We start from the raw sequence: 21,578 nt of genomic DNA, 5'->3' as shown, positions 1-21,578 counted from the left end.
TCAAAGAAACGGTTTAATCTTTTAAGCAAGTTATTACCACCTTTCGAAGTCAAGCAATCAGTAGCCTATTAGGGCCCTGAAAATAGGGTCAGCAATAGAAGCTATTAACGCTATCAGCGCAAGGTAAAGTGGGAAATCAGGATGTTTCTCGGGGAACGATAGTTTGGGTTTTTGTTCTTCTGGCTCTTGTTCTTCTTGATCAAATAACTGTTGCAGTCTCTTACGATCCTCTTCGGAGGGGCGACATGTATCATTGCTGGGGCAGTTGGCGCAATCAGGGCAGCGCCCTTTTCTGTTGTCCATATTCCAAACTCCTTTCCGCGTGGATGAATTGTGTGTTGTTAATTATATTATAGTTCTCTAAATCGAACTCGTCAATATGGAGGTTCGCCCATGTTTTTTGATATTCTCAGTTCATTATGTTCTGATGCTGGCATTACCCCAACGAAGCTGGTTATGGATCTAGGAATAAGCAAATCCAATGTAACAAATTGGCGGATAGGGAAGGTTCCTAAATCTGATACTGTCCAAAAGATAGCAGCATACTTCGGCGTGTCGACCGATTATCTCCTGGGCAATACAGACATAAAAAACAAGCCCGCCGCCACAGAGGACGACGAGCTTTTGAAGAATCCTGAAATGCGTGAAGCTCTTATTTGGTTCCGCAGTCATTCTCCGGAAGATCAAAAACGAGCTCTGAATCTTCTGAAAGCTCTAGATATTCCTCCAGAACCGCCAAAAGATAAGTAACGTCTGAATGCCGTTTATGTTGTGCCCTGCCAACCGCAATAAGCCATTCTCGTTCTGTGTCGGTCAAGGGCATTAAGTTATCAGCATCGCGGTACGTGTCGCGCCTCTCTCCACGGGGCGCGTGGATAGAAATATGGCGTGCAGGCGCATCACTTTGGATGTCTTTATAGCTCTGTTTGCTCATGTCGTCAATCCTTTCTTTGAAATGTAGAACGTATGTTCTTTTATGATTTGATTTTACTACTAACAGTTGTTATTCGTCAATGGAAGTTTTACACGATAATGGCAAATAATATTGGTGGATTTAGGGATTGACACAAGACATTGTGCTGAATCAGGTTTAGCATTTAACAGATATAGTAATCGTTCTGAAAATTTTGGAGGGTATTATGAAAAAGGCAGTAATCTATGCCCGGTTTAGTTCGGACAACCAGAGGGATGAAAGTATCGACGCACAGGTGAGAGCCTGTCAAGACTATGCAGAAAAGCACGATCTTGAAGTTATCAAAATATATGCGGATAAGGCGCAGTCTGCGACCAGCGACAAGCGCCCCGAGTTCTTGCGGATGATGAACGATGCAGAAGATAGCATTTTTGAGGCAGTGATTATCCATAAGCTGGATAGGTTCAGCCGGGACAGATACGACCACGCCTATTATAAAAGAAAATTGAAGCGCTGCGGAATTCGTCTGTGCTCTGTGTTGGAAAATCTTGACGACAGCCCCGAAAGCATCATTTTGGAATCGGTGCTCGAAGGAATGAGTGAATATTATTCAAAGAATCTCGCGCGTGAAACTATGAAAGGCTTGCGGGAAACAGCCCTTCAATGCAAGCATACAGGAGGAACCCCTCCCCTTGGCTATGACCTCGCATCCGATAATACCTATATCGTTAACGAACATGAAGCTGAGGCGGTAAAGATCATTTTCACAATGTACGCCAACGGCGAGGGATATTCTAAAATTATTGATCGCTTAAATTCGTTGGGATATAAAACGAAACGCGGTACAAGCTTTGGTAAAAATAGTTTATCTGATATTCTTAGGAACGAAAAATATATAGGAAATTTTATTTACAATCGTTCTGCCAGCTATGGACGATCGGGGCCGCGAAATACCCACGCAAACAAAGCCGACGAAGAAATTATTCGCATTCCAGGTGGAATACCGGCTATCATTGACACTGATCTTTTTTACAAAGTGCAAAACAAGAAAAGAACGAACGTTGGTCGGCCCGGTGCGGGCAAGGCAAAGCATGATTATCTTTTGTCTGGAAAAGTTGTTTGTGGGAAGTGCGGCGGATCTATGGTCGGAGAGAGCGCCAGAAATAAAAAAGGTAGCTACGACTATTTTTATGTCTGCGCTACCAGAAAAAGAAAGCGCACTTGCGACAAGCGGGCTGTTGCCAGCCACCGTGTCGAGTCTACAGTTATCGAATATTTAGAAAATGAAGTGTTTTCAGAAAAGAAACTCCCGGAGGTTGCGCAAAAACTTTTTGATTCGCAGGAGAAATCGAAAGCCGAAATTTCAGATAGTCAGAAATTCTTAAAAAGCAAACTGACCGACGTATCTGCTAAAATCGATAATATTATGCAGGCTATCGAAAGCGGCATATTTACCACAACCACTAAAGGGCGATTGGTGGAACTGGAAACTCTAAAAAATGAGCTTTTGGAAGAACTGCATAAAAGCGAAAATGAATCCAACAGGGATATTATGCCTTTGGAGAATATCGTTGCGTCACTCAAAAAATATCAAAATCTTTCCACACTCCCAACTTCTACGCAGCGGGAAGCGATTGAAATATTTGTGGACAAGGTAATTTGTTACGACGACTCTGCCGACGTGACAATCAATCTAAATATTATTTTGCACAATAAAAATTCCGAGTACCCTTCCGATCTTCCTGCAAGGGAAGGTTCGGAAAGATACTCGGATGTAAGTGGTGGAGCCGAGGGGAATCGAACCCCTGTCCGAAAACCCGTCCATATAAGTTTCTCCGAGTGCAGTCGGTTTTTTAAAATTCCCTTGCCGCGTCGCCAGCCGACAGGCTACGCAGCTCGGTATCCCCTGATACAATCATGCGTACGAGGCCGCTCCGCAAGATCGTTCACCACTAATCGACGCCCTATCCGCGGCCGTGGTACTCCGCGGTAGGACGACGGCTTAATTAAGCCGCAAAAGCTAAAGTATCGTTGTCGTTTACTTTAAAAACGTCATGTTTTATAGAGGTCATGCTCCTCTACTCGCTACTCATACTTCAGAATCCCCGTCGAAACCTTTACGACCCCATAAAGAGGATGGCAGTCATCCTCCGGATTTATTATAGCAGAAATTAATTTCTTTGTCTATCGCGCAGAGCGCGGTCAATGTCACGCTGCGCGTCGCGACGTGCCATATCGTCGCGTTTGTCGTGCAGTTTTTTGCCTTTGCAGAGTCCCAGCTGCACCTTCACCTTGGAATCTTTGAAATAGAGAGACAAAGGGATCAGCGTATAACCCTGCTGAGCCACGAGCGCCGCAAGTTTGGCGATCTCACGCCGGTGCATCAGGAGTTTTCGCGGCCGGTAAGGATCCCGGTTGAAGATATTGCCCTGCTCATAGGGGGAAATGTGCATCTGCTTGATGTAAAGCTCCCCGTGATCGATGTCGCACCAGCTGTCCTTCAAGTTGCAGGAGCCTTTGCGCAACGACTTCACTTCGGTGCCGCAGAGTTCGATCCCGGCTTCAAAGCTGTCCTCCACAAAATATTCATGCCGCGCCTTGCGGTTTAAGGTGATCGTTTTGGTGGAAGCGCGTTCCAATAGGCTCCCCTCCTTCTGTCATGCGCGGATGCGCAGTTTTGTCATTTGAATACCCACAGCCGGCTGATGATGAAATTGAGCGCCATCGTGCAGCAGGTGGAAATCAACATTGCCCAAAGATCACTCAGTGCCAAAAATTCCACGAACACCTTGATGAGCACCATACTAACCGCCAGGACGATCAGGTTGGTGGCGATAAAACGCACCATCTGCAGGCTGAAGAACCGGTCCTTCGTCTGGAAGGTCCACTTCCGGTTGATCAGGTAGCTGTTGAGCATCCCGGCACAGTAGCCCACGCATTTCGATGCGTAGACGTTCACGCCGAGAAACAAAAGCAGCGCGCCGACGGCCATATCCACCAACGTGTTCCCCACGCCGGTGATCCCGAACTTGACAATCCGTTTGAGCTCTTCAGCGCCGCGTCCTTCTAGTTTTGACATCCAAATTCCCTCATATCTCGCTTCTGCCTTCGAGCGCACGGTAAAGGGTCACTTCATCCGCGTATTCGAGATTCCCGCCCACCGGAATGCCATAGGCAAGCCGGGTCACCTTCACACCCATCGGTTTTAAAAGCCGCGCGATATACATCGCGGTGGCTTCGCCTTCGACGGTCGGATTGGTGGCCATGACCACCTCGGCGATCTCGCCGGACCCCATGCGGGAAAGCAGTTCCTTGATGTAGAGCTGATCCGGCCCGACCCCGTCCATCGGGGAAATGAGCCCATGCAGCACATGATAAAGCCCATGATATTCACGGGTGCGCTCAAAAGCGATCACGTCCTGGGAGTTTTCCACCACACAGACGATGCCGCGGTCACGGGCCGTATCCGAACAGATCGGGCAGACCTCGCTCTCGGTTAAGCTTTGACAGATTTTGCATTTTTTAATCTTGTCATGCGCTTCCAAAATCGCATCCGCAAATTCCTGCGCCTTCTCCCGCGGCAGCGACAGGACATGAAACGCCAGGCGCTGCGCACTTTTGCGGCCAATGCCGGGCAGCCGTTCAAACTGTTCGATCAGTTTTGTCAGCGGTATTACATTGTATGTCATCTCTTTGAAAGGTTAAACCACGCCCGGAACGTTCAGCCCGCCCGCGATTTTGTCCATTTCGGCGTTGGTTGTATCCTCCACCGTGCGGATCGCTTCGTTGACCGCAGCCATGATCAGGTCCTGCAGCATCTCGATGTCGTCCGGATTGACCACTTCCGGTTTGAGGATCAGCTCCTTGAGCTCTTTCTTGCCGCTGATGGTCACTTCCACCATGCCGCCGCCAGCGGTGGTTTTGAAGTCCATCTCTGCCAGTTCTTCCTGTTTCTTGCGCATATCCTCCTGGATCTTCTGCGCCTGACGGATCATTGCGTTCATATTGTTCGGGGCGCCGCCGCCCATGCCTTTCGGAAGCCTTGCTTTCATCTTTATGATTCCTCCAAATATTGTTTACTTGAGTTCGAGCGGAACGTTCAGTTCGCTCGCCTTCTTCAAAAGTCCCTCGAGCGGGTCGTCCGTTTTCTGGGCGACGGTGTGCTTTTGGGGATTATAGGGTCCCAGATTGTATTTGCGGCCGGTGACCGCGAGGATCGCGTCACGCAAGCTCTCCTTTGCCGCGATGCTGGTGCGTAAAAGCTGGCGGAACATGTCGTTCGCGCAGTCGATCAGCATCAGGTCGCCGCTCGTATACGCCCGCGAATCGATCATCGCGCCGTAGAGCGCGCCGTTGTGCGGCTGCAGCTCGGAAAGCACCTTCGCCCAGTCGGGAAACGGCATCACTTCGGAGGTTCCCGGTTTTGGCGCGCTTGGCGCTGCCGCCTGCCCGGACAAATTCGCCGTTTCGCCGGCCTGCGCGGGCTTCGCTGCCGCCTCCGGCTGCTCCGGCGCCGCGGGCCGCACGCCTGTGCGCACCGCGCGTTCGAGCTTCTCCAGTCGGTCGAGTACGCCCTCCAGGCCGCCTCCAAGCTGTTGATCGCAAAGGCGGATAAGCGCCATCTCAAATTCGGTGCGTTTAAAGGCGGTACGGGAAATTTTCCCCATCGTCTCCTGCAGAAGGTCGATCGCCATGAGCACCTGCGGCAGGGTGATCCCTTTCGCCTGCGTACGCAGGCGTTCGAGATCCTCCGGCGTCGCCTGCACAAGCTCCTCCGGCTCCTTCACCGTTTTCACAAGCATCAAGTTGCGAAAATGCCCCACAAGCTGCTCTGTGAGCCGCGCGAAGTCCACCGAATTTTCGCTGAGCGCCTCGACGGTGCGCAAGGCGGCGGTGGGATCCTTCGCAATCGCGGCGGCAGCGAGATCGAACAGATGCCCCTGCCCGGCAAGCCCGGCCGCTTCAGTCACCGTCCGCACGTTGATCTCACCGGTGTAAGAGGTGCACAGGTCGAGCAGCGAAAGCGCATCGCGCATGCCGCCGTCCGAAAGGCGGGCGATCAGGAGCGCCGCGTCGTCCGTGAGCAAAAAGCCCTCCTCCCCGGCCACATACAAAAGCCGGTCGGCAATCGTGCGGGATTTGATACGTTTAAAGTCAAACCGCTGGCAGCGGGACAGGATGGTCGGAAGCACCTTGTGGATTTCGGTGGTCGCCAGGATGAAGATGACATGCTCCGGCGGTTCCTCCAAAATTTTCAGCAGGGCGTTGACCGCGCCGGCCGAAAGCATGTGGCACTCGTCGAGGATGTACACTCGGTATTTTGCCACCGAAGGCATGAAATACGCCTCTTCGCGCAGCTGGCGGATGTTGTCAACGCCGTTGTTGCTGGCCGCGTCGATTTCAACCACGTCGAGGATCGAACCCTCATCAATGCCGCGGCAGATCTCGCATTCGTTGCAGGGGTTTCCATCGACCGGATGCAGGCAGTTGACCGCCTTGGCAATGATCTTCGAACAGGTGGTTTTGCCGGTGCCGCGCGAACCGGTGAACAGATAGGCGTGGGAGAATTTTCCCGAAGCCACCTCATTTTTGAGGGTTACGGTGATATGATCCTGTCCAACCACATCCTCAAAGTCCTTCGGCCGCCATTTGCGGTAAAGGGCCTGATACATTCCTCCCACCTCCGTTCCGGTTTTTTGACACAAAAATGTGTGCCCACAAATGCGGACATGCAGATTACCTGCGGCGCACATCACAAACCGCTTAATGCTGCTCGGTTCCCCGCCTGACATGGTTCACGGCGCTCTGTCGCACAGGACCCGCATACCCGCATGTCTGGGCACACATGGATCATGCTGATTTTACATAGCCAGAATATTATAGCACAGGAAAGCTACGATTTCAACTACGGATTTCATTCTTCCGCAAGAATTCCCGCTACCGTCCAGCCGGTTGTCACACAGTAGGCCGGGTAATCCTTTGCCTGTGGCCCGCGCACCAGCCAGCACGGCCCGGTGAATAGAAACGGCTCTTCGCCATCCGCCATCAGAAGCCACACGCCGTCCGGATTCTCACAATACTGCGCGGACCAGCCGTTGCGGATCACGATTTCGTCCCGTTCGCGTTCCGGAAAGGTCGCGGCGACCGCATAGACCGCATGGTAGCGGCCCTCGTCCTTTCCCGGCGCATCGCATCCCGCGAGCAGCATCAGCGCCGTAAACAGCGCTGCCATCCACTTTATCAATGTGGATCGCCTATTTATATTTTGCATAGAAAAAGAGCGCCACAGTCCCAGGACCGGAATGCGCGCCGACCGTCGGGCCGACATAGCTGATCGTGTAGTTTTTCAGGCCAAAGCGTTTGCAGACCTCGTCCGCCACAAACTGCGCGTCATCAATGCAGTCTCCATGGCTCAGGGCGAAGCAGTCGCAGCGTTCCCGGTCGATCTGCTGTTCCATCCCGTCCACCAGCGCAAGCAGCGAAGCGCGCCGGCCGCGCACCTTGCCGGTTGGGACGAGACGCCCTTCGTCGTCGACGTGCAGCACTGGCTTGATGCCGAGCATCGTGCCGAAAAGCGCTGTCGCGGCCGAGACGCGGCCGCCGCGGTGCAGGTGGTTCAGGTCGTCCACCGTGAACAGGTGCGCCAGATGTGGAATATCCGCGCGCAGGCGCCGCGCCGCTTCGTCGATTGTCAATCCCTGTGCCTTGTAGCCGACCGCGCGCGCCACCAGCATCCCCTGCCCTGCCGAAGCAGCCAAGCTATCCAGGACGATGATCTTCGCCTCAGGATGCTCCTGCGCGAGCTCCTCCGCCGCCAGCCGCACACTGTTGTAAGTGCCGGAAAGCGCCGACGAAAACATCACGCAAAGCAGGTCGTTTCCAGCTTCGAGCGCGGGCCCCATGATCGCTTTCGCGCTCTCCAGATTGATCTGTGCGGTGATCGGCATCTTGCCGGCCCGCATCCGGGCATAAAACTCCGGACGGGAAAGCGCCGGATCGTTGCAGTAATAAGTTTTGTCATCCAGGGTATAGGTCAGCTCCATCTCAATGACGTCGTTCGCGGCCGCATATCCGGGAACCAGATCCGCATTGGAATCGGTGACAACGAGGTAATTTCGCATCGGCTCGCCCTCCTCAGGCAGTCATTCTATCCAATATATCATACCATATTTTAGCTGCAAAGACAAGCCGCCGTCAGGATTTTGAAAGGTAAATCCCATCCGCGATCCGCTTAAAGATAGGACCCGCCACGTCCTGTCCGGATTCGCCGCCCTCCACCAGCACGGCAATCGCATATTTTGGCGATTCCGCAGGGAAATATCCCGCGAACCAGGCGTGTACGATCTCGCTGTCCTCATCGCCCGGGGTGCGGTAGATGCCGGTCTGCGCCGAAGCGGTCTTTCCGCCCGCCGTGCTGTAATTCGGCTTGGCCGGCCTGCCGCTGCCGTTCTCCACATTTCCCACGAGAAATTCCCGCAGGATGTCCGAGGTGCGCTTTGAAAAAACCCTGTTCGGCGCATAGGCAGTCGCATGCTCATAGATGGTGCGGCCGTTGTCGGTAAACCCCTCCACCAGCCGCGGCGTGACCGCGTAGCCGCCGTTTGCCACGGTGCAGATCATCTGCGCGATCTGCACCGGCGTCGCGGTCAGGCTTCCTTGTCCAAACGAAAGGTTTGCAACCGCTGCAGGGTTCTCGAGTTCCGCTTCGTCCGGAAGGGTGCCGCTCTGGGTTTTGATGTCGTCGGTGAACTGCGCGGCGCGGGTAAATCCGATGTCACGAGCCATTGAAACGATCCGCTTTCCGCCTGTTTCAAGCCCCAGATTGATAAAAAACGGGTTGCAGGAAACCTCGACCGCTTTTTTCATGTCGATCTCGCCGTGGCCGTTGCGCCAGTGGCAGTAAAAGATATGTCCGTCCACATCGATATATCCTTCGCAGTTATAAGGCGCAAAACGTCCGATCCCAGATTCAAGCGCTGCCGCAGCGGTCACAAGCTTGAAGGTAGAGCCGACGCTGTACTGCGAAAACGCACGGTTGACGAACGGGCTGTCCGGGTCCTTGAGGCTGGCCGCCAGATCGTTTGGATCATAAGCGGGCATCGAAACAGAAGCCAAGATGTTCCCGTTTTCCACATCCATCACAACCGCCGCTCCTTTTTCCACCTCCCGCATCGCATACTGCGCCGCCCACTGGATGTCCGCGTCTAGGGTCAGCACCACGCCGCCATCGCTCTCGTAGTTGTTTTTCACCACCTCAGGCGCCATGGTCGACATCGTACGGCCGACCGCATCGAGCGTATACCGCAGCTGCAAGCTGCCGTCATACTGCCGCAGCAGATCGTTGTAAGCCATCTCGATCCCCGCAGCGCCATCGGTCTTTTCAGGATTCAGGTAACCGATGATGTGCGGAGCGAGCTGCCCGTCCGAATACCGCTGTACCACGTCGAACATATCCACATTTTTCGCATAGACCGAAGCCTCCTCCAGAGGTACAGTGTACGGCTTCTGCGCCTGCGGGTCGAAATCGAACTGTTCGCCTTCCTCGCGGATTGCGACTGTGAGCGCGGCGTTTGCCTCCGGCGACGGCAGCACCGCGGCCACCGTCCGTTTCTTCTGGGCCACCAAAGGCTTTAAATTACAGTCGTAAATAAGTCCGCGGGTCCGGTCTACGTCCAGAAGATAGGTGCTCTGGCTATGCGCCGCCGAAGCGAGCAGATCCCCTTGCGCGGAAAGCATATACATCCGGCAAAGCAGCCCCGTGAACATCAAGACGAGCGCCACATAGATTGAAATTGCTCTTTTTCCCATATTTTATCACCCAGTTTCAGGTTGACCGAAACCGCCGGAAAATATACAAAGGCTCTCCGGCCAGAAAAGGCCGGAGAGCCTTTGTGCAATTTTTATTACAGTACCATAAACAGGGTGCCCGCCAGGATCAGGAACGATCCGATCAGCGCCTTCACGGTGAACGGCTCATGCAGGATGAGAAAGGCCATCACCAGCGTGATGATCACGCTGCATTTGTCAATCGGGACCACCTTGCTCGCTTGCCCAATCTGCAGCGCTCTGTAGTAGCAGAGCCAGGAAAGCCCGGTCGCAAGCCCGGAAAGCACCAGGAACAGCATACTTTTCTGGGAAATATCCTTGATGCCGCTCTGGCTTCCGGTCAGGAACACCATCCCCCACGCGAGCACCAGCACCACCACTGTCCGGATGGCGGTGGCCAGGTTTGAGTTTACATTTTCAATGCCGATCTTTGCCAGGATCGAGGTCAGCGCAGCAAACACCGCCGAGCCAACCGCATAGACCGCCCACATACCGCTTTCCCCCAATTTCGTCATCCGATCAGTCGTCCGCGCCGCCGCTGCCGAGCGTGCCGAGGCTCGCCGCCTTGAGGTAGGCGTTGATAAATCCATCGAGGTCGCCGTCCATCACCGCATTGATGTTGCCCATCTCAAAACCGGTGCGGTGGTCTTTGGCCAGGGTGTAAGGCATGAACACATAAGAACGGATCTGCGAGCCCCACGCAATCTGCATCTGCTCGCCCTTGATCTCGTTGATGTTTTCGAGGTGCTCGCGCTCCTTGATTTCCACCAGCTTCGCGGTCAGCATCTTCATACACATCTCGCGGTTCTGGAACTGGCTGCGCTCATTCTGGCAGGAGACCACGATGCCGGTCGGGATATGGATGAGGCGCACCGCCGAGGAGGTTTTATTGATGTGCTGGCCGCCCGCGCCGGACGAACGGAACACTTCCATCTTGATATCCTCAGGGTCAATTTCCACTGTCTTGTCATCCGGCAGCTCGGGGATGACCTCGAGCGACGCGAACGAGGTGTGCCGCCGGCCGGACGCATCGAATGGCGAGACGCGCACCAGCCGGTGCACGCCCGATTCGGAACGCAGGAAGCCGTAAGCGTTGGTGCCTTCGATCAGGATCGACGCGCTCTTGATGCCAGCCTCATCCCCGTCGAGATAATCAAGAATTCGATATTTATAGCCATGGCGCTCGGACCATCGGGTATACATCCGGTAAAGCATCTGGGCCCAGTCCTGCGCCTCGGTGCCGCCCGCGCCCGCATGGAAGGTGAGGATTGCGTTGTTCGCATCGTATTCGCCGGTCAGCAGGGTCGAAAGCTTCTGGGTCTCCAGCTCCTGTTCAAATTTTTCCACATCCGCCAGCGCTTCCGGATAGACCGACTCGTCCTCCTCCTCATTAGCCAGCTCGATGAGGGTCAGCGTGTCATCGTAAAGGCGGCCGAGCCCGTCGCAGCCCTCCAGCTTGGCGCGGACCTTGGCGGTCTCGAGCTGGTTCTGCTGGGATTTTTCCACGTCGTTCCAGAAGCCAGGGACAGTGGTCTTTTCCTCCAGCTCGGCCAGCTTGCGCCTGAGCCCTTCGTAACCGATCGCCTGCGCCAGGTCGGCAAGCTCGTCCTTATGCCCCTCCAGCCGCAGCCGCAGTTCTTCAAATTGTAACATTCCGTTGCACCATTCCTTGTTAAAATCTAGCAAAATTCATATACGCAAATATTATAGTATTTTCCCCGTAAAATGTAAAGAAAATCTTGTTCCCGCAGGCTTTCCCGGGCCCCAATACGAAATGTTCATAATTACGCCCTTGAAATTTCCAGTATCTTTCTGTATTATGAGATTTTAGAAGTATCGGCATTCGATTGGAATTCTATCTCAGGAGTTGATCTTTTGGCAAACTATACAGGTGTTCATTGCCCGGTGTGCAAGAAACGCTTCACGGATGATGACGATATCGTGGTGTGCCCAATCTGCGGCGCCCCCCATCACCGCGAATGCTATCGGCAGCTTGGCCACTGCGCCCTGGACGAACTGCATATCAAAGGACATACCTGGCAACCGGAAGGCGGCCGGCAGGAGGACCGGTCCGCCCAAGGACCAAAAGCCGGGGCCGCTTCCGGAGACAGCACGGCCTGCCCCGCCTGCGGGGCGCACAACCCAACGACCGGTCTTTTCTGCCAGATTTGCGGCGCGCCGCTCAAAGGCCCCGCCGTGCAGCCCCGGCAGGCCCCGCCGCCCTATGGGGCGAATGGGTTCGGCAGCGCGCAGACGCCCTTCCAGAACGCTTATACCCTGGCGTTTGGCGGACTTTCCCCGGAAGAGGAAATCGACGGCGTTACCGCGCGGGATGCGGCGCTGTTTATCGGGGAAAATTCCCAGTACTTTCTTCCGCGTTTTAAAAAAATGGCGGAAGGTTCGCCGGTCAGCTTCAATTTCTGCGCACTCATCTTCAATTTCCTCTATTTCTTCTACCGCAAGATGTATTTCTTCGGCGGCCTGCTTCTGGGCCTCGTCGTACTGACCCAGATTCCCACTTTCTTCGTCATGCCGGAATATACCGCTTTTATTTTAGCCAATATAGAAGATATCAGCATGGGTATCATGCCTGCGGAATTCATCCCGCAGACCAACCTGTGGGCCTGGGCGGTTCTCCCGTATATGCGCTATTTCACCTTCGGCATCTCGATTGCTTTTGCAGCGTTTGCCAATCGCTTCTATATGGGGTTCGTCCTGCGCAGCGTGAAAAATATCCGCGCCCGGTTTCTCGATCAGAACGGGCAGGTTGCGGATGACCGCGCCTATGTCGACGAACTGGCATACCGCGGGCGCACCAGCCGGGCGGCTGTCATCGCGGTGCTTGGCAGCGTCATTGCATGCTATTTTATGGTCTGCTTCCTCATCGCGGGCATTGTCGCCGTTTAAAAAGGAAGATTTGAAAATTACGGAGGGTTATTCGTGAAGGTACGCAAAGCAGTTATCCCCGCCGCTGGGCTCGGCACCCGGGTGCTTCCCGCATCCAAAGCTGTCCCGAAGGAGATGCTCCCCATTGTGGACAAGCCCGCGATTCAGTATATCGTCGAGGAAGCGGTCGCTTCCGGCATCGAGGACATCCTGATCATCACCAACCGCGGCAAGAGTCTCATTGAGGATCACTTTGACCATGCGCCGGAACTTGAGGAAAAACTGCTTTCTTCCGGCAAACAGGATCTTTACGATACGGTGGTCTCGCTCGCGCATCTGGCGAACATCCAATATGTCCGCCAAAAGGAAACCCGCGGGCTCGGCCACGCGGTCTGGTGTGCGAAATCCTTTGTCGGCAGCGAACCGTTTGCCGTCCTTTACGGCGACGACGTCATCATTTCGGAAAAGCCCGCGATCGGCCAGCTGATGGCCGTCAACGAGCAGTACGGCAAAAGCGTCGTCGGCATCAAGCCGGTGGCGGCCGAACTGCTTCCGAGCTATTGCACGCTTGACGTCAAGCAGGTTCAGGACCGCGTCTACCAGGTGTTCGACATGATCGAAAAGCCGCTCCCGTCTGAGATTCTTTCCAATTTTGCCATCCTCGGCCGCTGCGTGCTGACCCCGGACATCTTCGAACTGATCGAACAGACCCCCCCTTCCCGCAACGGCGAAATCCAGCTCACCGACGCGATGCGCGCTTTTGCAAAACGCGGCGACATGATGGGCGTCGAATATGAAGGCGTCCGCTACGACATGGGCAACAAGCTCGGCATCCTGCAGGCCATCGTCGAAGTGGGGCTTGCCCATCCTGAAATTGGGGACGGGTTCCGGGAATACCTGAAGAGCATTTCCAAGAGTCTCTAGTCTTTTTCGCCCGCAGTGCGGGAAGAAAACCGCCGCGTGCCGGAACATGCAAAAATACCCCTTGCATTTGAATGGGGAACATGTTATAGTAAAATCTAGTTATAACGCGACGACCGGGAGAGTAACAAAACCCGGAGCTGCTCCAGAGAGGTTTGTCACCGGCTGAAAGCAAACCGGAATGCTCCATTTTGTGAAGTTCACCCGTGAGCGGTGCTGCTGAAACAACAGTAGGCGGCGACGGCCCGCAGCCGTTATCCTGCGCAGAAGTGTCCGTTTTGCGATACAAGGCGGAAATTTGGGTGGTACCACGGATTGGCTTGAATGCTGTTCGTCCCTTTGCGGACGGACGGCTTTTTTTATTTTTTAAAACGATGTAAAGGATGATACAGCTATGTTAAACGCTCTGCAAAACATCAAAGAGCAGGCAGCAAAGGCTTTGGCCGATGTTTCCGACCCCAAGGCGCTCGATGAACTGCGCGTCAGGTATCTGGGGAAAAAAGGCGAGCTCACCGCGATCTTAAAGCAGATGGGATCCCTCTCCGCCGAGGAGCGCCCGAAGGTCGGCGCGTTTGCAAACGAAGTGCGCACTTCGATCGAAGCGCTGATCGATGAGAAAGCCGCGGCTCTGAAGGCCGCGATGCTTGAGAAAAAGCTCGAGGCGGAAAAGCTCGACGTGACCATGCCTGGAAAGGCCGCGCCGCTGGGCAAAGCGCACCCGCTTTCCAAGGTGCTCGACGAGATCAAGGAAATCTTCCTCGGCATGGGCTTCTCGATCGCGGAGGGCCCCGAGGTCGAGCTCGACTATTATAACTTTGAAGCGCTCAACATCCCGAAGGACCACCCCGCGCGGGACACGCAGGACACCTTCTACATCTCGGACAACGTCCTTCTGCGTTCCCAGACTTCCCCGGTGCAGGTGCGCACCATGGAAAAGCAAAAGCCCCCCATCCGCATCATCTCCCCCGGACGTGTCTATCGCTCGGACGCCGTCGATGCAACCCATTCCCCGCTGTTCCATCAGATTGAAGGGCTGGTTGTCGACAAGGGGATCACCATGGCCGACCTCAAAGGGACCCTTGAGATGTTTGTCAAGCGGCTATACGGCGAGGAATCGGTCGTGCGTTTCCGTCCGCACCACTTCCCGTTCACCGAACCTTCCGCCGAGATGGACTTCCAGTGCTTCGCCTGTCACGGCGAAGGCTGCCGGCTCTGTAAGGGCGAAGGCTGGATCGAGATCCTCGGCTGCGGCATGGTGCATCCGAAGGTGCTTTCAAACTGTGGGATCGATCCGGAGGAGTACAGCGGCTTCGCGTTCGGCATGGGACTCGAGCGGATCGTCATGCGCCGTTACAACATCGACGACCTGCGGCTCTTCTATGAAAACGACGTCCGGTTTCTGAGCCAGTTTTAAATCCGCGGGCAAGAACCATTTTGAAATTTACGGAGGCTTAACAATATGAATCTGTCAATGAGATGGCTTTATGATTATGTGGATGTCCGGGACGCCGCGCCGCGTGCTTTCGCGGAAGCGATGACCATGTCCGGCTCCAAGGTGGAAGGCTGGGAAACCGAGGGCAGCGGAATCCGCAACGTGGTGGTCGGCAAGGTGACTGAAATCGTCCGGCATCCAGATTCCGATCACATGTTCATCTGCCAGGTGGACGTCGGCGCTGGAGAACCTGTTCAGATCGTCACCGGTGCCCAGAACGTCAAACAGGGGGACTATGTCCCCACCGCGCTGCATGACTCGGACCTGCCCGGCGGCAAACACATCAAAAAGGGCAAACTGCGCGGCGTGGAAAGCAATGGCATGCTCTGCTCACTTTCCGAGCTCGGGCTCACTGCTCACGATTTTCCATATGCGATTGAGGACGGCATCTTCATTCTCGAGGAGCCGGATATGAAACCTGGACAGGACATCCAGAGCGCGATCGGGCTCAATGACACCTGCGTCGAGTTCGAGATCACCTCCAACCGTCCCGACTGCATGTCAGTCGCCGGTCTTGCGCGCGAGGCGGCCATCACCTTCGATAAGCCGCTCAACCTTCCTGCTCCGGTCGTGAAACACACGACCGACGATATCAGCCGCTATCTTTCGGTCAAGGTGGAAGCGCCCGACCTCTGCCCGCGCTATGTCGCCCGGATGGTCAAGAACATCAAAATCGAACCGTCCCCGCGCTGGCTGCGCGAGCGTCTGCGTGCCTGCGGCGTACGCCCGATCAACAATATCGTCGATATCACCAACTACGTCATGCTCGAATACGGCCAGCCGATGCACGCCTTCGACCACAAGTATGTCGAGGGCGGCGAGATCATCGTGCGGCGCGCAAAAGACGGCGAACAGATCATGACCCTGGATGGGGTGGAACGCACCCTCACCTCCGACATGCTCGCCATTGCCGACGCGAAGAAACCTTCCGCAGTCGCGGGCGTCATGGGCGGCGAAATGAGCGGCATCATGGACGACACCAATATGATCGTTTTCGAGTCGGCATGCTTCAATGGCGCGTCGGTTCGCACTACCGCCAAAAAGCTCGGTATGCGCACCGAAGCCTCCAGCCGCTTTGAAAAACAGCTCGACCCGGCTACCTGCATTCCGGCAGTCGAACGCGCCTGCGAGCTCTGCGAGCTACTCGGCGCAGGCGAGGTGATCGGCGGCATGATCGACGTGGACAACTCGGATCACGAACCGCGCCGCATCCCGTTCGATCCCGCGTGGATCAACCGCTTCATCGGCATCGAAGTCGCGGAGGAAGAGATGCGCCGTATTTTGACGCGGCTCGGATGCAGATTCGAGGATGGCTGTGTGATCCCGCCCTCTTTCCGACTCGATCTCGAACACAAAGCGGATATCTCCGAGGAGGTCGCGCGTTTTTACGGCTATGACAAGATCCCGTCCACCGCGATCCGTGGCGTGGCAAACGGAAAATATACCCCAGAACAGAAATTTGAGCGCGCAATCAATCAGATTCTACAGGCGCAGGGACTCTATGAAGTCTCCACCTATTCGTTCATCAGCCCCAAATATTACGACAAGATCCGCCTGCCCGCGCAGAGCGAATACCGCAACTGCGTGGTGATCCAGAATCCACTTGGCGAAGACACCAGCGTCATGCGCACCACCGTGGTGCCGTCGATGCTTGAGGTGCTCTCCCGCAACTACAACAACCGCAACAAGTCCGCCGCGCTCTACGAAATCGGCAACGTCTACCTCCCGAAAGATGGCCAGGATCTTCCAGAGGAACGCCCGTTCGTCACCATCGGCATGTACGGCGAGGAACATGACTTCTTCTCGCTCAAGGGTATCCTCGAAACGATGTTCAAGGCGCTGGGTATAAAAAGCGTGGAATATGAAGCCTGCAAGGACCATCCGTCTTACCATCCCGGACGCTGCGCGAAGGTCACGCTTGACGGCACACTGCTCGGTATGGTCGGGGAAGTGCATCCGGCGGTCTGTGAGAACTATCAGATCGGCACGCGCGCCTACATCGCCTGCCTCGACGAAATGCTCCTATTCGGGCATGTCGCTCCGGAGGAAGGTTACAGCCCGCTGCCAAAGTTCCCTGCTTCCACCCGCGATCTCGCGCTCATCTGCGATGACGAGACTCCGGTCGCCTCGCTCGAAAAGGCCATCCGTTCGGCGGTCGGCAATATCCTCGAGCATGTGGGCCTGTTCGACGTCTATCGAGGTGAACAGGTTGCCAAAGGCAAAAAGAGCGTCGCCTACAGCCTGACCCTGCGCGCTGCCGACCGCACCCTCACCGACGAGGAAGCCGACGCGGCCATCAAACGGGTGCTCAAGGCCCTGAAAAACCTGGGCGCGGAAATCCGAAGCTGATCACCGGAAAACGGGAGGGCCGTCCCCAAACCAAAAGTTTGGGAACGGCCCTTTTTTGCGCGCAAAAACAGGGCGGACAGCCGCATCTCTGCGGCCGTCCGCCCTTCCCGTTTCCCGGATCAGTTCATCCGGACGTTGACTTTCAGATAATCGCCGGGATTTTTTTCGATGTCGATGATCGTTTCAGGAGCTTCCTCGAGCGAAATCACCTTGGTGAGGATCCCGCGCGCGTCCACCTTGCCTGTATAGATCAGCTCCACTGCCTCCTCGAATTCGCCCGCGCTGGTGCGCGCACCGCGGACATCAAGCTCTTTGCGGGTGAAAAGGCCGGTGTCGATCTCGGTGGCGTCCTTCGGCCAGCCAGTCAGGATGACGCGGCCCGCGTTTGCCACAATATTGAAGGCATTGAGGATCGCGGGCTTTGCGCCAGACGCTTCCATCGCTACCTGCGCCATACGACCATTCGTGTATTCCTCGATCTTCTCTTCCAGATTCTCCTTGGCCAGGTTAACAGTGCAGCGCACCCCCAATTCCCGCGCCATCTGCAGGCGCTCCTCGACCAGGTCAATCAGGATCGGCTCCGCGCCGTAATGGAGCGCGCCCATCGCGGCCAGCAGCCCGATCGGTCCCGCGCCGGAGATGGCGATATGCTCGCCGGCTTTCAACTGCGCGCGATGCAAGCCATGCAGCGCGATGGTCAGCGGTTCAGCCAGCGGGATCAGCTCCCACTCCATGTCATCCGGAACCTTCACAAGCATATCCGCCGGGTGGGTGAAATACTCCGCCATGCCGCCCTCGATATGCACGCCCAGTACACGCAGGCTGGTACAGCAGTTGGTGCGCCCGATAGAACAGGGATAGCACTCCCCGCAGTAGAGATATGGATCCACGATCACCTTGTCTCCCGGTTTGAGGCCCTTTTTGTTGTCCTGCGGGATCGAAAGGATCTCCCCCGCGATTTCATGGCCGATCACACGCGGATAACTCACCAGGCTGTTGGCGCCGCGGAATGCCCCGATATCCGAGCCGCAGATACCCGCCATATGCACCTTTAAAAGTGCCTCGCCCTGTTTGGGTTCCGGTTTCGGGAGCTCAACCAGCTCCACCTTCCAAGGCTCCGGAATTTTAACTGCTTTCACAATGATTGCCTTCTTTCTTATTTGCCTTGTTTCTCAAGCGCTTCCCAGATTCCATTCAGGTAGGTGATGCCCAGCGCGCGGTCATAGAGGCCGTAACCCGGACGCGCTTTTTCATCCCAGATCATGCGGCCGTGGTCAGGGCGGACATAGGTATCCGGGCAGGTGTCATAGATCGCCTTCATGATGGCGTACATGTCAAGCGAACCGTCGCTCGAAAGGTGCGACGCCTCACGGAATTTGTGATAGCCGAGATATTTGACGTTGCGCACATGCATGCAGCCGATGCGGTTTTTCTCACCGAAATGGCGGATGATCGCGGGGATATCATTTTCGGGGTTCGAGCCGAGCGAACCGGTGCACAGGCAGACGGTGTTGCAGGGGCTGTCGACCAGGGCCACGATCTTGTCATAGTCGTCCTGCGAATGCGCGATGCGCGGCAGGCCGAAAATCGGCCACGCGGGATCGTCCGGATGGCAGGCCATCTTGATGCCGACCTTCTCGCAGGTCGGGATGATCTTCTCAAGGAAGTATTTGTAGTTTTCGCGCAGTTTGTCCTCATCAACCGATTTATAGAGCTCAAGCACATGCTCCAGTTCCTTCAGACGCGCGGGCTCCCAGCCCGGCAGGGTGAATCCGTTCGAATTCTTCGCAGTGTTCTCGACAATTTCGAGCGGGGTCATGCCGAGCAGTTCCTGCTCATCGAAATAGAGCGAGTTCGAGCCATCCTCCGGAATTTCACGCGCCAGATCGGTGCGCAGCCAGTCGAGCACCGGCATAAAGTTGTAGACGATCACCTTGATCCCGCATTTGGCCAGGTTTTCGATGGTCTCGATGTAGTTGGCGATATACTTGTCGCGGGTCGGCAGGCCGAGCTTGATGTCCTCATGGACGTTGACGCTCTCGATGACCTCGACCTCGAGGCCGGCGTCATTGACGTGTTTGACATAGTCCCGGATCACGTCAAGCGGCCAGACCTCGCCCGCGGCATACTGGTCAAGCACGCCCATCAGGCCGGTGCAGCCCGGGATCTGTTTGATTTGCTTGAGGGTTACACTGTCGTTGCCTTCTCCATACCATCTGAATGTCATTTTCATTTTGCAAGCACCTCTGTTTTTTATATTTGTAGAGCTCCAGCCGAAGGCCGGTATGACCTTCTCAGTTGTCTGCGGCTCATTTTCGACGTTTTTATATCCCGAAAGTTCAGTCTTCCAGCGCGGCGTTATCATCGCTGTTGCGATAGATTGTGTAGAAGCTTTCCCGGCGTTTGCAAAAGGCGCGCGGCGGGAAGCTCTCCCAGTTTTCAAAATAATCCGGATGCTGCTCATGGATCGTTTCCAGATCCCAGGAAATCCGGGAAAGATGTTCATTGCTGCGCAGAAGCCCGGCTTCCACGTCTCTTGCCTGGATCGCGGCGATGATCCCGGTATGTTCGGCGACCGTCTGTTCCCAGCGAAACCGCGCCTGCAGTTTCAAAAGCCGCACCCGGTACTGGTCGGCCGAAATACTCTGCAGCGCTTCGTTTGCGAGAGACATGCCGGCAAGCGAAAACAGCAGCTCATGGAAAGCGTTATCCAGTTCGAAGACGTCGCAGGTCTGCTTTTGCTCAAAACTGAAGTTCTGCTGGATCAGGTTCGCCTGCAGCTGCATCAGGCCTTCCCGGCCGATGCCCTCGGTACAGAGGACGCGCATCGCCGCCTGTTCGAGCAGGTTGCGCATGCAGGTTGCCTCATAAACCCGTTTCATATCGATCCGCGACACATACGACCCGCGCTGCGGATAAATTTTGAGCAAGCCTTCGGTCATCAAACGCACTGACGCGCTTTGCAGCGGCGTGCGGCTGACCTGCAGCAGTTTGCCGATCTCTGTTGGGCCAAGGCATTCGCCCGGCAGGAGGTTCCCGGCCAGGATGTTCTTGCGCAGCACACGGTAGACATATTCCCCCGCCGGTTCGGACGGCAGGGATGGGTAGACTGTCAGATTCATCCCTGTTCCCCCATTGCTTCTAAAGAATCCTTCAACTAGCATGCTAGCATGAATGAGAAGTTTTCGCAATATGTATCATCGATTTTATAGATTTTTGTAAATTCTGTCAATTTTTTGCGGAGATATCCTGTCTATTTTTTCGATGTTTTTGCCTCGTATCCCACAGTCCCACACGGATATCCGGCCATTTTTCCAACGCTTCCACCGCTATTTACAATTTAGACACATTTTGAAAAAACTCGCGCCCTTCCCCCCGCCGGTTGACAGGCGGATTCCCGCCGGTTTATAATAAATCATTAAAACCAATCTGGGAGGGCCCTCATAATTATGCTGACGCTTCTCGAACGCCGCCCCCGGGAACCGGCGGGGGATTACGCTTTCCGGGTTCTGCATCACAATATCCTGCACCTGATCCTGAAACCCGGGCAGCCGATCAATGAATCGGCCCTTTCGCAGATTCTTGGCGTGAGCCGGACCCCTGTGCGGGAGGCGCTCTCCTATCTGTCGCGGCTGCGCTTGGTGGACGTACTCCCACAGCGCGGCAGCCGCGTCTCGCTCATCGATACCAGCCTGATCGATGAGGCCAAACGCGCGCGGTATATCCTCGAATCGGCCATGACCGAAACCGCGTGCGGGCTTGCCACGCAGAAAGACCTGCAGGAGCTGGAAAACAACCTCTACATGCAGAAATTCTATCTGGAGCAGGAAAACTATGAGCAGCTGATCGAGCTGGATAACGCTTTCCATGCCGCCATCTTCCGGATCGCCTGCTCCGGGCGCATCTATGAGGCGATGTCCCGCCTGCTCGGGCAGTACAACATCATGCGCTGTCTTTGCCTGCAAAGCCTGAGCGCTCCTCATGCGGTTGCGGAACACGAGCTGATCCTCGAAGCCTTCAAAAGCCGCAACGCCCAGGTCGCCGTGCGGGAGATCCAAAACCACGTGGCACGCTATAAGGCCGACGAGCAGCGGATTTTGGAGGACTGTCCGCAGTATTTTCTTCCCTGCGCCGAGGAGGACGGGCGCTGACCCCGAAATCACAGAAAATCCCCGGAACGGCAAAAATGCC

At 55.4% G+C, this 21,578-nt stretch carries 20 protein-coding genes, 2 other RNA genes, 1 pseudogene and 1 other annotated feature; of the genes and pseudogenes, 7 read left to right on the top strand and 16 right to left on the bottom strand.

Annotation, left to right across the window (positions count from 1 at the left end):
* Positions 1 to 57 precede the first annotated feature (57 nt).
* Entirely contained in the window at positions 58 to 303 is a 246-nt protein-coding gene (locus tag BN4275_RS05205) for a hypothetical protein (RefSeq protein WP_066454917.1), read from the bottom strand.
* Between the two features lie 90 nt (positions 304 to 393).
* Here BN4275_RS05205 and BN4275_RS05200 point away from each other — a divergent pair, with 90 nt between their 5' ends.
* Positions 394 to 750: a helix-turn-helix domain-containing protein gene (locus tag BN4275_RS05200; RefSeq protein WP_066454915.1), complete on the top strand. Its 357-nt coding sequence runs from the start codon at positions 394 to 396 to the stop codon at positions 748 to 750.
* Positions 751 to 1,139: 389 nt separating this feature from the next.
* A pseudogene (locus BN4275_RS16940) lies at positions 1,140 to 2,180 on the top strand (recombinase family protein); the annotation flags it as partial.
* A gap of 512 nt (positions 2,181 to 2,692) precedes the next feature.
* Here the strand turns inward: BN4275_RS16940 and ssrA are convergent.
* The 12 genes from ssrA to prfB form a co-directional block, all read right to left on the bottom strand.
* Positions 2,693 to 3,040: a transfer-messenger RNA gene (ssrA, locus tag BN4275_RS05190) on the bottom strand.
* Between the two features lie 44 nt (positions 3,041 to 3,084).
* Positions 3,085 to 3,552, bottom strand: coding sequence for an SsrA-binding protein SmpB (gene smpB, locus BN4275_RS05185; protein WP_066454909.1), 468 nt, complete (start codon positions 3,550 to 3,552; stop codon positions 3,085 to 3,087).
* A 41-nt stretch (positions 3,553 to 3,593) separates the two neighbouring features.
* The gene (locus BN4275_RS05180; protein WP_066454906.1) at positions 3,594 to 3,992 is read right to left on the bottom strand and encodes a GtrA family protein; all 399 of its coding nucleotides are present in this window, start codon (positions 3,990 to 3,992) and stop codon (positions 3,594 to 3,596) included.
* 10 nt (positions 3,993 to 4,002) lie between these two features.
* Positions 4,003 to 4,602, bottom strand: a complete 600-nt coding sequence (recR, locus tag BN4275_RS05175; protein WP_066454903.1) for a recombination mediator RecR — start codon at positions 4,600 to 4,602, stop codon at positions 4,003 to 4,005.
* Positions 4,603 to 4,614: 12 nt separating this feature from the next.
* The gene (locus BN4275_RS05170; RefSeq protein WP_066454900.1) at positions 4,615 to 4,965 is read right to left on the bottom strand and encodes a YbaB/EbfC family nucleoid-associated protein; all 351 of its coding nucleotides are present in this window, start codon (positions 4,963 to 4,965) and stop codon (positions 4,615 to 4,617) included.
* Positions 4,966 to 4,989: 24 nt separating this feature from the next.
* Positions 4,990 to 6,585 (bottom strand): DNA polymerase III subunit gamma/tau, encoded by a 1,596-nt coding sequence (gene dnaX, locus BN4275_RS05165; RefSeq protein ID WP_066454897.1) that lies wholly within the window; start codon positions 6,583 to 6,585, stop codon positions 4,990 to 4,992.
* A gap of 54 nt (positions 6,586 to 6,639) precedes the next feature.
* Positions 6,640 to 6,738: signal recognition particle sRNA small type (gene ffs / locus BN4275_RS05160), an RNA gene on the bottom strand.
* Positions 6,739 to 6,827: 89 nt separating this feature from the next.
* Positions 6,828 to 7,157, bottom strand: a complete 330-nt coding sequence (locus BN4275_RS05155) for a hypothetical protein (protein ID WP_118479560.1) — start codon at positions 7,155 to 7,157, stop codon at positions 6,828 to 6,830.
* Between the two features lie 10 nt (positions 7,158 to 7,167).
* A complete protein-coding gene (locus BN4275_RS05150) occupies positions 7,168 to 8,034 on the bottom strand; it encodes a DegV family protein (protein WP_066454890.1) in 867 nt (288 codons plus the stop codon).
* Positions 8,035 to 8,107: 73 nt separating this feature from the next.
* A complete protein-coding gene (locus tag BN4275_RS05145; protein ID WP_066454887.1) occupies positions 8,108 to 9,721 on the bottom strand; it encodes a peptidoglycan D,D-transpeptidase FtsI family protein in 1,614 nt (537 codons plus the stop codon).
* A 95-nt stretch (positions 9,722 to 9,816) separates the two neighbouring features.
* Positions 9,817 to 10,230: an EamA family transporter gene (locus tag BN4275_RS05140; protein WP_066454879.1), complete on the bottom strand. Its 414-nt coding sequence runs from the start codon at positions 10,228 to 10,230 to the stop codon at positions 9,817 to 9,819.
* Between the two features lie 28 nt (positions 10,231 to 10,258).
* The gene (prfB, locus tag BN4275_RS05135) at positions 10,259 to 11,392 is read right to left on the bottom strand and encodes a peptide chain release factor 2 (RefSeq protein WP_066454876.1); all 1,134 of its coding nucleotides are present in this window, start codon (positions 11,390 to 11,392) and stop codon (positions 10,259 to 10,261) included.
* Positions 11,393 to 11,614: 222 nt separating this feature from the next.
* Between prfB and BN4275_RS05130 the strand changes: the two genes are divergently transcribed.
* The 4 genes from BN4275_RS05130 (at position 11,615) to pheT (ending at position 17,387) form a co-directional block, all read left to right on the top strand.
* Positions 11,615 to 12,646, top strand: a complete 1,032-nt coding sequence (locus BN4275_RS05130; protein ID WP_066454874.1) for an RING finger protein — start codon at positions 11,615 to 11,617, stop codon at positions 12,644 to 12,646.
* Between the two features lie 33 nt (positions 12,647 to 12,679).
* A complete protein-coding gene (gene galU, locus BN4275_RS05125; RefSeq protein WP_066454872.1) occupies positions 12,680 to 13,549 on the top strand; it encodes a UTP--glucose-1-phosphate uridylyltransferase GalU in 870 nt (289 codons plus the stop codon).
* A 100-nt stretch (positions 13,550 to 13,649) separates the two neighbouring features.
* Positions 13,650 to 13,888, top strand: a binding site (T-box leader).
* A 52-nt stretch (positions 13,889 to 13,940) separates the two neighbouring features.
* Entirely contained in the window at positions 13,941 to 14,960 is a 1,020-nt protein-coding gene (gene pheS / locus BN4275_RS05120; RefSeq protein WP_066454870.1) for a phenylalanine--tRNA ligase subunit alpha, read from the top strand.
* Between the two features lie 45 nt (positions 14,961 to 15,005).
* Entirely contained in the window at positions 15,006 to 17,387 is a 2,382-nt protein-coding gene (gene pheT / locus BN4275_RS05115) for a phenylalanine--tRNA ligase subunit beta (protein ID WP_066454867.1), read from the top strand.
* Between the two features lie 119 nt (positions 17,388 to 17,506).
* On the opposite strand, the gene BN4275_RS05110 is transcribed toward pheT, so the two are convergent.
* From BN4275_RS05110 to BN4275_RS05100, 3 genes are all read right to left on the bottom strand, one after another.
* On the bottom strand, positions 17,507 to 18,526 hold the full coding sequence (locus BN4275_RS05110; RefSeq protein ID WP_066454864.1) for a zinc-binding alcohol dehydrogenase family protein: 1,020 nt from the start codon (positions 18,524 to 18,526) through the stop codon (positions 17,507 to 17,509).
* 17 nt (positions 18,527 to 18,543) lie between these two features.
* Entirely contained in the window at positions 18,544 to 19,620 is a 1,077-nt protein-coding gene (gene uxuA / locus BN4275_RS05105; protein WP_066454855.1) for a mannonate dehydratase, read from the bottom strand.
* A 106-nt stretch (positions 19,621 to 19,726) separates the two neighbouring features.
* The gene (locus BN4275_RS05100) at positions 19,727 to 20,509 is read right to left on the bottom strand and encodes a GntR family transcriptional regulator (protein ID WP_066454852.1); all 783 of its coding nucleotides are present in this window, start codon (positions 20,507 to 20,509) and stop codon (positions 19,727 to 19,729) included.
* Positions 20,510 to 20,836: 327 nt separating this feature from the next.
* Here BN4275_RS05100 and BN4275_RS05095 point away from each other — a divergent pair, with 327 nt between their 5' ends.
* Positions 20,837 to 21,538 (top strand): GntR family transcriptional regulator, encoded by a 702-nt coding sequence (locus tag BN4275_RS05095; RefSeq protein ID WP_079988081.1) that lies wholly within the window; start codon positions 20,837 to 20,839, stop codon positions 21,536 to 21,538.
* Positions 21,539 to 21,578: the final 40 nt, after the last annotated feature.

It is taken from the genome of Anaerotruncus rubiinfantis (assembly GCF_900078395.1).
GTDB lineage: Bacteria > Bacillota > Clostridia > Oscillospirales > Ruminococcaceae > Anaerotruncus > Anaerotruncus rubiinfantis.
This window is presented reverse-complemented; position numbering and strand designations above follow the sequence as displayed.

Coding starts and splice junctions, on each gene's coding strand:
- BN4275_RS05205 (WP_066454917.1), bottom strand. CDS start 303: ATGGACAACAGAAAAGGGCGCTGCCCTGATTGCGCCAACTGCCCCAGC.
- BN4275_RS05200 (WP_066454915.1), top strand. CDS start 394: ATGTTTTTTGATATTCTCAGTTCATTATGTTCTGATGCTGGCATTACC.
- BN4275_RS05180 (WP_066454906.1), bottom strand. CDS start 3,992: ATGTCAAAACTAGAAGGACGCGGCGCTGAAGAGCTCAAACGGATTGTC.
- recR (WP_066454903.1), bottom strand. CDS start 4,602: ATGACATACAATGTAATACCGCTGACAAAACTGATCGAACAGTTTGAA.
- BN4275_RS05170 (WP_066454900.1), bottom strand. CDS start 4,965: ATGAAAGCAAGGCTTCCGAAAGGCATGGGCGGCGGCGCCCCGAACAAT.
- dnaX (WP_066454897.1), bottom strand. CDS start 6,585: ATGTATCAGGCCCTTTACCGCAAATGGCGGCCGAAGGACTTTGAGGAT.
- BN4275_RS05150 (WP_066454890.1), bottom strand. CDS start 8,034: ATGCGAAATTACCTCGTTGTCACCGATTCCAATGCGGATCTGGTTCCC.
- BN4275_RS05145 (WP_066454887.1), bottom strand. CDS start 9,721: ATGGGAAAAAGAGCAATTTCAATCTATGTGGCGCTCGTCTTGATGTTC.
- BN4275_RS05140 (WP_066454879.1), bottom strand. CDS start 10,230: ATGTGGGCGGTCTATGCGGTTGGCTCGGCGGTGTTTGCTGCGCTGACC.
- prfB (WP_066454876.1), bottom strand. CDS start 11,392: ATGTTACAATTTGAAGAACTGCGGCTGCGGCTGGAGGGGCATAAGGAC.
- pheS (WP_066454870.1), top strand. CDS start 13,941: ATGTTAAACGCTCTGCAAAACATCAAAGAGCAGGCAGCAAAGGCTTTG.
- pheT (WP_066454867.1), top strand. CDS start 15,006: ATGAATCTGTCAATGAGATGGCTTTATGATTATGTGGATGTCCGGGAC.
- uxuA (WP_066454855.1), bottom strand. CDS start 19,620: ATGAAAATGACATTCAGATGGTATGGAGAAGGCAACGACAGTGTAACC.
- BN4275_RS05100 (WP_066454852.1), bottom strand. CDS start 20,509: ATGAATCTGACAGTCTACCCATCCCTGCCGTCCGAACCGGCGGGGGAA.
- BN4275_RS05095 (WP_079988081.1), top strand. CDS start 20,837: ATGCTGACGCTTCTCGAACGCCGCCCCCGGGAACCGGCGGGGGATTAC.